Annotated in this window: 11 protein-coding genes; all 11 read left to right on the top strand. The window is 42.1% G+C overall.

Annotated features, from left to right (window positions below; translation table 11 throughout):
• Positions 1–957: TRAP transporter substrate-binding protein (locus K364_RS0114620; protein WP_028308637.1), on the top strand; the 957-nt coding region annotated here is incomplete at its 5' end.
• 116 nt (positions 958–1,073) lie between these two features.
• Positions 1,074–2,453, top strand: coding sequence for an FAD-binding oxidoreductase (locus K364_RS0114615; RefSeq protein WP_028308636.1), 1,380 nt, complete (start codon positions 1,074–1,076; stop codon positions 2,451–2,453).
• A gap of 29 nt (positions 2,454–2,482) precedes the next feature.
• Entirely contained in the window at positions 2,483–3,670 is a 1,188-nt protein-coding gene (locus K364_RS25755; RefSeq protein ID WP_028308635.1) for an FAD-binding oxidoreductase, read from the top strand.
• Positions 3,671–4,921 carry a (Fe-S)-binding protein gene (locus K364_RS0114605; protein WP_028308634.1) on the top strand — a complete coding sequence of 417 codons (1,251 nt, stop codon included), beginning with the start codon at positions 3,671–3,673 and terminating at the stop codon, positions 4,919–4,921.
• Between the two features lie 246 nt (positions 4,922–5,167).
• Positions 5,168–6,427, top strand: coding sequence for a nickel pincer cofactor-dependent isomerase, group 22 (locus tag K364_RS0114600; protein ID WP_028308633.1), 1,260 nt, complete (start codon positions 5,168–5,170; stop codon positions 6,425–6,427).
• A gap of 266 nt (positions 6,428–6,693) precedes the next feature.
• Positions 6,694–7,023, top strand: coding sequence for a hydrogenase maturation nickel metallochaperone HypA/HybF (locus K364_RS0114595; RefSeq protein ID WP_035269808.1), 330 nt, complete (start codon positions 6,694–6,696; stop codon positions 7,021–7,023).
• 11 nt (positions 7,024–7,034) lie between these two features.
• Positions 7,035–7,706 (top strand): hydrogenase nickel incorporation protein HypB, encoded by a 672-nt coding sequence (hypB, locus tag K364_RS0114590; RefSeq protein WP_028308631.1) that lies wholly within the window; start codon positions 7,035–7,037, stop codon positions 7,704–7,706.
• The gene (gene hypF, locus K364_RS0114585; protein WP_028308630.1) at positions 7,676–10,000 is read left to right on the top strand and encodes a carbamoyltransferase HypF; all 2,325 of its coding nucleotides are present in this window, start codon (positions 7,676–7,678) and stop codon (positions 9,998–10,000) included. The genes hypB and hypF overlap by 31 nt, the downstream gene beginning before the upstream one ends.
• On the top strand, positions 9,972–10,202 hold the full coding sequence (locus K364_RS0114580; RefSeq protein WP_242841717.1) for a HypC/HybG/HupF family hydrogenase formation chaperone: 231 nt from the start codon (positions 9,972–9,974) through the stop codon (positions 10,200–10,202). The genes hypF and K364_RS0114580 overlap by 29 nt, the downstream gene beginning before the upstream one ends.
• Positions 10,183–11,271 carry a hydrogenase formation protein HypD gene (hypD, locus tag K364_RS0114575; protein WP_028308628.1) on the top strand — a complete coding sequence of 363 codons (1,089 nt, stop codon included), beginning with the start codon at positions 10,183–10,185 and terminating at the stop codon, positions 11,269–11,271. Before K364_RS0114580 ends, hypD begins: the two co-directional genes overlap by 20 nt.
• Positions 11,272–11,319: 48 nt before the next feature.
• Positions 11,320–12,324 (top strand): hydrogenase expression/formation protein HypE, encoded by a 1,005-nt coding sequence (gene hypE / locus K364_RS0114570; RefSeq protein WP_028308627.1) that lies wholly within the window; start codon positions 11,320–11,322, stop codon positions 12,322–12,324.
• Positions 12,325–12,375 lie beyond the last annotated feature (51 nt).

The following is a 12,375-nucleotide window of genomic DNA, read 5'->3' as shown; positions in this document are numbered from 1 at the left end:
GGAAATAAAGGCTCAGATGGCAATAACAATGCTGGAACAGATGCACCAAAAAAAATGTCATTAAAGGTTGGCCACGTATTAGCTCCTGACCACCCTTATCAGTTTGGTCTAGAAAAGTTTGCTGAATTAGTAAAGGAAAAAACAGATGGATTAGTTACTGTGGAAGTGTTTCACAGCTCTCAATTGGGGAATGAAAGGGAAGCTATTGAAGGTGTACAGATGGGAACATTAGACATGACCCTGGTTTCCACAGCTCCCCTGGCTGGATTTTCAAATGCATTTTTAGTATTTGACCTGCCATTTATTTTCCAGTCTAGAGATCATGCTTATGCAGTTCTTGATGGGTCCATTGGCCAAGACATACTTAAGGATTTAGAGAAAAATGGCATTCTGGGGCTAGGTTATTGGGAAAATGGCTTTCGTAACTTAACTAACTCAAGAAGAGAAGTTGTGCTGCCATCTGATGCAGCTGGATTAAAAATAAGAACAATGGAGAATAAAATCCATATGGCCAGCTTTAGAACCATAGGTGCTGACCCAACTCCCATGGCTTTTGGAGAACTATTTACCGCCCTGCAGCAGGGTACAGTTGATGGTCAGGAAAACCCAATCCCAATTATTTATACTTCTAACTTCTTTGAAGTACAAAAATATTTATCTATGACAGGCCACTTTTATGCCGCAGCACCACTTCTAATAAACAAGGCGCTTTTTGACGAGATGACTCCAGAAGTGCAAAATGCTATTCTTGAAGCAGCTATTGAGGCAAGAGACTTTGAAAGAAGCCTGGTAGCTGAAATGGATACAAATTTATTAGGTGAAATCAAGGCTAAGGGCATGACTGTAACAGAAGTTGATAAAGATGTATGGTTAGAAGCCATGATGCCAGTTTATGCCGAATTTGAAAATGAAATTGGTGCAGATCTAATTGATGCAGTTTTAAATTATAACTATTAAGAAAATCAAAAACGGGCCAGTTTTACCTTCTGGCCCGTTATACTTAATTAATACCATGCGTGGGAAGATACATTCTTCTTCCATATGAAGAACATGCTTCAAAGGGAGGGCCAGCAATGACATCAGACATTATAAATCGATTAAAAAAAATTGTGGGAAACAATGATGTGCTGACAAGCAAGATTTCCATGGAAATGTATGCATATGATTCTTCACCATTTATATTCCAGCCTGGGGCTGTTGTATTTCCTGAAAGTACAGAGGAAGTGGCAGAGATAATGAGGCTTGCCAATGAAACAGGCATCAAGGTAGTACCAAGGGGTGCAGGAACCTGTTTAAGTGGGGGAACTGTTACTCCAGATGGGGGCATAATCCTTGTTCTCACTAAAATGGATAAGATTCTCGATATTGATGTTATAAATGAAACGGCCCTAGTGGAAACAGGTGTGATTAACTTAAACCTAACTAAAGCCGTAGAGTCAATGGGATACATGTTTGCTCCTGACCCAGCCAGCCTAAAGGTTGCTACCATTGGTGGCAATGTGGCAGAATGCGCAGGGGGAATCAAGGGAGTAAAGTACGGAGTCACAAAGGAGCACGTTCTTGGTATGGAAGTTGTACTGCCAACTGGTGAAATTGTACAGCTTGGTGGTTTCCCAAATCCGGCTGATAACAGGCCAAATCTGGCAGGAATTTTTAATGGTTCTGAGGGAACCTTTGGGGTTATTACCAAAATTCTTGTAAAGCTTACCAAAAAGCCAGAGGCAGTAAGGACCATGGTTGCCATATTTGACAGTCTGGATAAGGCAGGAGAAGTAGTATCTGCTATCATTTCAAAGGGTATTATACCTACCACCCTGGAAATCATGGATAGAGCTACCCTCAGGGCAGTAGATGACTTTTTAAATCTAGGTTTCCCAAAGGACGCTGAAGCCCTGCTGCTTATTGAGGTTGATGGGTATGAAGTGGAAGTTGATGAACAGATTGATACTATTGCTGGGATATGTAAGGAGATGGGTGCCAGCAGTTACAAAAAGGCTGAAAATGAAGCAGAACGTGAGAATCTGTGGAAGGCCAGACGTTCCGGCAATGGAGCTTTAGGAAGGATAAAACCTGCTTATATGGTTCAAGATGCTACAGTTCCAAGGAGCAAACTGCCAGAAATGTTTCGCAAGGTGACAGAATTGGGTCAGAAATATAATATTATCATTGCCCAGATAGCCCATGCAGGAGATGGCAATCTGCATCCGCACTTGATGTATGATCCAAAGGATGAGGCAGAACATCACAGAGCAGAAGAGGCTAGTGCAGAGATATTTAAGGCCGCCCTTGATATGGAAGGCTGCTTAACGGGAGAACATGGAATTGGATTAGAAAAATTACCCTACATGGAGCTTGCATTCAGCAAGGATGATCTGGAATTTAAAGCAAAAATGAAAAAAATTTTAGATCCTAATTCAATTTTAAATCCTGGAAAGGTTATTAAAGCTGGTTAAAAGGCATTAATGGGAGGGTGGCAATAAGTATGAATTCTATTGAAGGAAGAATAAGGGAGAAATTGCCCACATTACAGGCAGATAGAATAGAGGAAAATCTAATAGTTTATCCTCAAAGCTCTGAAGAAGTTAGTTCCTTTATTAAGCTGTGCAATGATGAGAAGATAAGCATGGTGCCTATTGGCAGCGGAAGCCAAATAATTGGAGCCGATAAGACAAAGGTCTATTTGTCTATGCGCAAAATGAACAGGATAGTGGAACTGGCTAAAGCCGATTTGACAGTTAGCGTTGAAGCTGGAATTAGTATTAAAGAGCTGGCTGAAGCTTTAAGAGAATATAATTTTTTACTGCCGGTAAGTCATCATGAAAAGCCAAACTCAACTATCGGCGGTTTGCTGGCCAGGGATGCAGGAGGCATTGAGCAGTATGCCCGTGGTACTATCCATGATTATTTGTTAGGCCTTGAATTTATCACCCCTACAGGTGAGCTTATAAAAACAGGTGGAAAAACTGTAAAAAATGTTACCGGCTACGACTTTACAAGGTTATTTGCCAAAAGCTGGGGAACCCTGGGCGTTATAGTCAAGGCTACTTTTAAGTTAATTCCCATGCCCGTTGAAAAAGCCCTTTTTATAACCTATGCAGCTTCAATTGATGATTTGACCCAGCAAATGAAGGAAGTGTTGGCAAAAAGGTATGCTTTGGTGTCCTTTATGGGTATGTCAGGAAAGCTGCTGGGACTAGATGAAGGCCCAAAATATGGAGGAGTTTTTGTCCTTGCCGGCTCCAGGCAGGCTGTGACTCATCAGCTTGACTCCTTGAAAAGTCTGCTAGACATTAAACAAATAATTACAGGAACAAACAGTGTGGATGATTACCTGGAAGACCTGCTGGGCAGCAAGGCTTCACAGGCAGAGATAATACTTGGAACAGATCGCAGAACCTTATTAGATTATCTGCCAAGGGAGCTTGATGCAATATTGGATAACACCTCCATGGACATTTTACTGGACGGGGGAAGTGGCCTGGTGCAATTAACAACTACGGCCAATGTGCAAGAAGTTAAAAAAATGCTAGGGGAACGTCTGCAGGAGTTTAATTTCAGCTTTAGTGACGAAAGGTCACCTGTGGATATCTTGTATAACAGGATTAAAAGAAACCTTGACCCTAATAGGATTATGTACCCAAACAACCCAAGGTTTGTGGAGGTGAGCTAGATGGAAGAAAAGATCTTAAAATGCAACAAATGCGGCTTCTGTCAGGAGGTTTGCCCAACCTATATAATTACAAAAAACGAAGCAAATGTTGCCCGGGGCAGAGTAAGGCTGGCTCGCCTGGTTTGTGAGGGCAGCTATAAATGGGGAAGTGAACCAGAAATAGAACAGCATATTAAAAGCTGTCTGTTATGTAAAGCCTGTGTCACAAACTGCCCATCATCTGTAGCAACTGACAAAATCATGATGGAGGCAAGAGAGAAGATAAATGCTGCTAATGGGTTTTCGCTTTTTCATAAAGCAGCTTACAGGGGAATTTTTTCCAACCAAAAAAGATTTAAGGCTGTGTCAAGCCTGGCTCGCTTTTATCAGCATAGTGGGGCCAGATGGCTGGTCAGGGGCAGCGGCATCCTGGGAGTAGCGAAAAAAGTAAAAAGAATGGAAGACCTACTGCCTCCACTTCCAAAAAAGAGTTTTTTCCAGCAGGCGCCAGAGCTAATAAAAAATATTGCTAACCCCAGGTTCAAGGTGGGCTATTATGTTGGATGTGCCACTAATGCCTTTTTCAGCCAGGTTGCAGCAGCTACTGTAAAGGTGCTTCAGCATCATAACTGTCAGGTGTATGTTCCAGAGGTTGAGTGCTGCGGCGGACCCCATCAAAGTGCAGGAGACTTTGATGAGGGAAGAAGACTTGCCAAGGACAATATTGACAAGTTTGCAGGCAAAGATCTGGACTATATTGTCATTGATTGTGCAACATGCGGCAGCACCTTGAAAGAATATGCCGAGCTCTTAAAGGATGATAAAGATTATAGTCAAAAGGCTGAAGAAATCAGCAATAAAATAATTGATGTAAATAAGTTTGTACTTGAACATCTAGAAATAGATTCCCAAAAACTCAAAAATGTAGCATACAAAGTCAGCTATCATGATCCATGCCATGGCGTGAGGGGCTTAAAGATAAACCAGGAGCCAAGAGAGCTTCTTAAATTTATTCCTGGCGTTGAATTTATAGAAATGAAGCAGGCAAATTGGTGCTGCGGAGGAGCAGGTTCCTACTGCTTCCTCCAGGATGATAACTCTGAGGCCATTCTCCAGATGAAGCTGGATAATTTTCGGGAAACTGGAGCTAATATTCTAGCTACCTCCTGTCCAGCATGCATGATGCAGCTTGGCCATGGACTCAGAAGCAGAAAGATCAAGGCTAATACACTCCATCCCATGGAGCTATTAGATAAAGCTATAAACACCTAACCCAACCTCCTTTTTATATAATCCAGCAGGCCATGTGCCTGCTGGATTATAAACTCTAAGCAATAGCAGCAGCTTACCAACCTGATGTTAGGGTCAAACCCATGAGCAGGCTAGTGGGGCATTCATGGGATAGGCAGTAATTATGATTGGGGAAATAAAATAACCGGGATGGTTGTTCTTTACATATGTAAGTTGAAAAACAAAAGGGAAGGATATAAAATAATAGTTGAAATGGAGGGGTACAAAATGAGAGTTAAAGAAATACCCAGGATGTATCGCATTAAACAGGACTTTAATGTTAAAAAAATTGAAAATGTTGAGGAAGCTATTGCTGATGGTATAAGCCAGTATAAGGAGCTGTTTTCTCCAGGAGCCAAAATTGGAATTGCAGTGGGCAGCAGGGGTATATACCAAATTCCCAAAATGGTCAAAGCAGTTGTAGCTGAAGTTAAAAAGCACGGTGCCATTCCTCATATAATTCCTGCAATGGGAAGCCATGGAGGAGCTACTGCAGAGGGTCAGGAAGAATACTTAAAGGGTTATGGTATAACAGAGGAGACAGTGGGTGCACCTGTTTTAAGCAGCATGGAGGTTGAGCAGGTAGGAACCCTTGAACCTGAAGGAATGCCTGTATATTGCGACAAGATTGCCCTAGCAATGGATGGGCTTATTCTGCTGAACAGAATCAAGCCCCATACTGATTTTCATGATATTACTGAAAGTGGTCTATTAAAGCAAGTGGCCATTGGTTTTGGAAACCATATTGGAGCATTGGCTATCCATGAGTTTGGCATCTATGGACTTGCCAAGCTAATACCAAGGGCTGCCATGGTAATCATGGAAAAAGCACCTATTCTTCTTGGGATAGCTGTTTTGGAAAATGCCGAGGATACTACAGCTATCATTGAAGTTTTACCCAAGGATAAAATAGAAGAAAGAGAAAAGGAACTAATTATTGAAGCTAAAAAGCTCATGCCGAGCCTGCCCTTTAGAAATGCTGATGTTCTTGTTGTTCAGGAAATGGGCAAAAACATTAGCGGAGTAGGCATGGATTCTAATATTACCGGCAGAATACTTGTCAGGGGTCAAGAGGAAAGTGATGATTTGTTTATTTACAGGATTGTCTGCCTTGACTTGACAGAGGAAAGTCACCATAATGCCCTGGGAATAGGCCTTGCAGATGTTATTACCCGGAGGTTGTATGAAAAGGTTGATCTGGAAACTACCTATGCCAATGTAATATGCTCAGGCTTCCTAGAAAGAGGTTTTATACCCATTATCCAGAACTCAGATAGAGAGGCTATTTTAACCGCCCTGTCCTGCTGCAACAGAAAGGTGACAATGGAAGATGCCAGGGTTGCATTCATTAAAAACACCTTGGAGGTAAAAGAAATCCTTGTATCTGAGGCTCTACTTGAGCAGGTCAAGGAAAGAGATTATGTAGAAGTATTAGGAGAAGAAAAACTAAAGTTTGATGCAGAGGGCAATCTGCATCTTGAGCTATAAGACAAATAAGATATAGAGCATGTAACAAGACAAAGAAAGACAAAGGGACGGTTCCTTTGTCTTTCCTCTTTGATAGTAGCTTTTGTTTATAGGTTAATAAGATAATTTTATGGTTTATTTATGTTTTGCATTACCATTATTGGAAAAAATAATAAAAGAAACTTGGATATATTAAAGGTTTTTACCATAAGTATATAGAAAATTATTTAACAAAATATTTAAATTATTTGATAAAATAAAAATGGGAAGTGACTAATTTGCATGAAATGGCAATATTAGACAATATGTTAGATGTGATAAATTGCCAGATAAAGGAGCACAATATAAAAACCTTAAAAAAGGTAAAAATTGTTGTTGGGGAGCTCACAGGTGTTGTGCCAGAGGTTCTTGAATTCTGCTGGCAGTTGTCTGTTGAAAACTCCCCACATGAGGAAGCAGTACTTGAAGTAGAAAAAATTAAAGCAGTTGCACTATGCAGCAGGTGTGCAAATGAGTACCTGATTAACCTTGGCCCTGCCTGTAAAAACTGTGGTGGCGGCGCCAGGGAGATACTTTCCGGCAGAGAGCTGTATGTTGACTATATTGAAGGCGAGTAGGTGGAGTAGCCATGAAAATCAAGGTTGTAAAAAACATATTGACCCGCAATGAGGGCCAGGCACAGCTTAATAGAAGCTTGTTTGCCAAAGAAAAAACCTTGTGCATTAATATGATGAGCTCTCCTGGAGCGGGTAAAACCACTCTCCTGGAAAGAACCATTGATGAGTTAAAGACAGTATTTAATATAGGGGTCATTGAAGGTGACCTCATGACCAGCAGGGATGCAGAGAGGATAAACAGCCATGGAGTTTCAGTGGTCCAGATAAATACAGAAGGCGGATGCCACTTGAGTGCCGATATGGTTTACAAGGCCATGGAAGAATTTAACATAAAGGGCCTGGACATTATAATCATTGAGAATGTAGGAAATCTTGTCTGTCCTGGAGTTTTTGACCTGGGAGAGGATTTCAAGGTAGTTGTCAGCAGTGTTCCAGAAGGTGATGACAAGCCCCTAAAATATCCTATGATGTTTTCAGAAGCCAAAGCCTGTATCTTAAACAAGGTAGACTTAATTCCCTATACCAATTTTAACATGAATAGTTTCTTTAATGATGTATACAGCCTTAATCCCAGGATAAAAATATTTCAAGTATCTGCATTGACAGGAGAAGGCATGGATGATTGGTATAGCTGGCTAGGGGATGAAATAGCATGGAAAACCAAAAAACAGCTGGCGAAATAAAGATCTCAGGAGTGGTTCAGGGTGTGGGCTTCAGGCCCTGGGTATATAAGATTTCACTTAAATATGGTTTGAAGGGCTGGGTATATAACAGCTCTGAGGGAGTTACCATTCATTGGGAGGGCAGCACCAGGGCAGTTAACCTTGCTGTTGAAGATTTAATGCAGGCACCTCCACCCCAGGCAGTTATTGAGAGTTTTTCAGTTAAAGAGGTTGAGTTTAAGAATTATTCTGGATTTTTTATTCAGGAAAGTCATACATCTGGCAATAAAAAAGCCTTAATAACACCAGATCTAGGAATCTGTTCCCATTGTGCAAGAGAAATCCTGGACCCAGAAAATCGAAGATATTTATATCCATTGACCAACTGTACTAACTGTGGGCCCAGGTATACTATTATCAAGGGTATTCCCTATGACAGGCATTTGACCACAATGAAGGAATTCAAAATGTGTCCCAAATGCCTGCAGGAATATGAGGACCCGCTGGATAGAAGATTTCATGCCCAGCCAAATGCCTGTAGAGCATGCGGCCCCCTTGTATATGTCGAAGATTTTCAGGGAAGGTTTCTTGGATATTCACATGAGGTTGACCTGAGCAGGTTGATACAAGATGGAAATATCCTTGCAGTCAAGGGATTAGGTGGCTTTCACTTGATATGTGATGCTGCTAATACTGCTGCTGTAAGTAGATTAAGAAACAATAAGCTAAGAGATGGAAAACCCTTTGCACTAATGGCAGCAGATCTGGACAATGTTAGAAAGTGCTGTTTTCTATCTACAACAGAAGAGGAATATCTGGTGAGCCCGGCAAAGCCAATAGTAATATTAAAGCAAAGGGATGAAGCTAAAAGGGTTTTAGCAAGGGATATTAATCCCGGCCTGGATACATTGGGCTTTATGCTTCCCTATACACCCCTGCATCTATTGCTGTTTTCTCCTGAAGTTAAAATTCTGGTGGCAACAAGTGCTAATCTAGCAAGCAACCCTTTAATTACTACAAATGAGGATGCCAGGGAAAAATTAAAGGATCTTGCTGATTACCTTGTAGTACATGATAGACAAATTGAAAATCCCTGTGATGACTCGGTAGGGCATGTAATAAATGGCCACTGGCAGCCAATAAGGAGGGCCAGGGGATTTGTGCCCTTGCCCATAGGTATAGATACAAATATAGGAAAACCCGTACTGGCTTGCGGCGGTAATTTAAAAAACACCTTTGCCCTGGGTAGAGACAGGGAAGTATTCTTAAGCCAGTATTTGGGTGACATGGATAATTATTTAAACCTGCAGCTGTTCAGGGATACAGTCCTGAAAATGACCTCACTTTTAAACATTGCACCAGAAGTCATTGTCCATGACCTGCACCCAGATTACCAGACCACACATTATGCCCGGGAGGCATCTGCAAAATGGGGAGGGTCCATTATAGGTGTTCAGCATCACCACGCCCACATGGTTAGCTGTATGGTTGAAAATGGATTAACAGAAAAGGTCATTGGCATTGTCTGTGATGGGACGGGATTTGGAACTGACAGGACCATCTGGGGTTTTGAGTTTTTTGTTGGGGATTATGGTTCCTTTGAAAGGGCTGGACACCTGTCCCAGGTGCCCCTGCCTGGTGGGGATATTACCATAAAAAGACCAGAACGTATGGCATACAGCTTTCTTGTCACAACCCTGGGCAGCCATGGGAGGAAACTTGCCGCCAAATGGCTCAAGGGCATTGAGGATAATGAGGCAAGGGTAATTGAAAGACAGCTTGAAAGAAAAATCAATACGGTAATGACTTCAAGCTGCGGCAGGCTGTTTGATGCAGCGGCAGCACTCATGGGTGTATGTAAAAGCCAGTCCTATGAAGGGCAGGCACCCATGGAGCTAGAGAGCCTAGCCAGGAAGTCCAGGCCGGTTAAAGAGCATTACACACTGCAAATGCATCCCGGAAAACAGGTCATGTTTGAATTAGACACTGCAGGCATGTGGGAAGAAATACTTTTCGATTTAGAAAGGGCTGTTGGACCTGAGGAAATGGCATATAAATTTCACCTTGGTATTGCAGCTGCAATAAAAGATGGCATCCTTGCCATTGCAGAAAAAACAGGACTGCAAAAGGTTGTCCTATCAGGGGGAGTTTTTCAAAATATACTTTTAACACAGCTCTTGGTGAATGCTTTAAAAGAAAGAGGTCTGCTGGTTTATTGTCACAAGCAGGTTCCTGCCAATGATGGGGGCATATCCCTGGGGCAGGTTATAATAGGAAATGAGGTGCATGAGCATGTGTCTGGCAGTACCCTTTAAAATAATAAGTACTGATGGGGAAATGGCAGTTGTGGAGGTCAATGGCTTGACACAAAATATTTCCATTGCCTTAACGCCCGAGGCACTTCCAGGTGATTGGGTGTTAGTCCATGCAGGATATGCCATTCATAAAATTGACGAGGCTGAGGCAAAAGAGACCCTTAAGCTGTGGGAGGAAATCCATGAAGCTTCACAATACTGAGAGGAATTATTCTGAAAAACTTAAAGACATTGAAACTCTAGCCCGGGGATTGCCTGCAGTTTCCATAATGGAAATTTGTGGGACCCATACCATGGCCATAGGCAGGAGCGGATTGCGAAGGGTACTTCCAGATAACATTAGACTCATTTCCGGGCCGGGATGTCCTGTATGTGTGACCCATGATAGGGAGATTGATAATTACCTGGAGCTAGCCAAAGACAAAAGGGTTATAATAGCAACCTTTGGGGACCTGCTGCGGGTGCCGGGGAGTAAAGGCACTCTAAATGCAGCAAGAAGCCAGGGTGCTGGTGTGGTGGTTGTTTATTCAACCCTAGAGGCATTAAGATTAGCCAGCAATAACCCTGATCATGAGGTGGTATTCCTGGGAGTTGGCTTTGAAACTACAGCTCCTACAGCAGCCTTGTCCATAATTCAAGCCAAAAGCCAGGGCCTTGGAAACTACTCTGTTTATTCCATGCATAAGCTTGTTCCTCCTGCGCTGGAGGCTCTCCTTTGTGATGGTTCGGTAAAGCTTGATGGTTTCATCTGCCCAGGCCATGTAAGTACAATTATTGGAACTTCTCCCTATACCTTTGTTGCAGAGCAGTATAAGAAGCCTTGTGTTATTACAGGTTTTGAAATCCATGACATATTAGATGGACTGTACCTTCTGCTGCTGCAAATGAGACAGAATAAGGCCAAAATAGATATTCAGTATATTAGAGGAGTAAAACCAGATGGGAATCCCATAGCCAGAAAGACCATGGACACAGTTTTTAGGACAGGTGATGTGCTGTGGAGAGGCTTTGGTGTGATACCCAACAGCGGCCTGCATATAAGAGAAGAATATAGAGATTACGATGCATCTGTGAAATTTGGTTTAGCAATGGATCATCATTATATAAATGAAAAAGAAGCAATTTGCTCATGTGGTGATATATTAAAGGGGTTAAAAACACCCAATGAATGTGATTTGTTTAAAGGCTTATGTACACCCCTTAATCCTTTTGGTCCATGTATGGTCTCAACTGAGGGAGCATGTGCTGCTTACTATCGTTATGAAGCTTAAGGGCAGTAAACCAAGAAAATAAAAAGGAAGTAAATTAGGAGGAACTTAATGGATACAATTACTCTAGCCCATGGAAGTGGAGGCAGACTTTCCAGGGAGCTCATTGAAGAAATCATATATCCGATTTTTAATAATAACAATGGTCATGAGTTGTATGATTCTGCCCTGCTGCCCCTTAAAAAGGGCACAATTGCCATGACCACAGATAGTTTTGTCATATCTCCAATATTTTTTCCCGGGGGGAACATAGGCAAATTGGCTGCTTGCGGCACAATAAACGACCTGGCAGCTGCAGGTGCCATCCCCAAATACATGAGTGTGGGTTTGATTATAGAAGAAGGGTTTTTAATAAAGGATTTGCAGGAAATACTAATATCTTTATATGAGACAGCTGTAGAGGCAGATGTGTATGTTGTGACAGGTGATACAAAAATAGTTGAAAGGGGGAGTGCGGATAGGATTTACATTAACACCTCAGGAATTGGGATAGTCCCGGAGGGTGCTTCTGTATCTCCAAAAAATATTAATGTTGATGATCTGGTAATCGTTAATGGAACCATAGGTGACCATGGCATGGCCATACTAAGCTGCAGAGAGGGCTTATCCTTTGGAGTGAACCTGAAAAGTGATTGTACACCATTAAATGGACTGGTAAAAGAGCTGCTTGATGTTGGAGGGATTTCATGTATGCGAGATCCCACTCGAGGGGGACTGGCAAGCATTTTACTAGAGCTGGCACATCAGTCTGGAACGAAAATGGAAATTTGTGAAAAGGCAATTCCCCTGCACCCCTCAGTAAGAGCCGGGTGTGATATGTTAGGCCTTGATCCCCTCTACCTTGCCAATGAGGGCAAGCTTGCTATTATTGCCAATCCCAGTAAGGAGGAAGAAATAATGAGAGTGCTGCAATCCCATCCACTGGGCAAAAATGCACAGGTTATTGGCAGGGTTGCCTCAAGGGATTTAAAAGGTACGGTATTGCTGGAAACGGATTTGGGAGTTAAAAGACCTCTAATGCTGTTGGAAGGAGAGGAGCTGCCTAGAATTTGTTGATTAAGGAATGGCATAGTTGCTATTTAAAAATTAAATAACTGAAAATTCGAA

Source organism: Desulfitibacter alkalitolerans DSM 16504 (assembly GCF_000620305.1).
Classification (GTDB): Bacteria; Bacillota; DSM-16504; order Desulfitibacterales; family Desulfitibacteraceae; genus Desulfitibacter; species Desulfitibacter alkalitolerans.
Note: the sequence above shows the minus strand (reverse complement) of the source record. Positions and strands in the feature narration are given on the sequence as shown.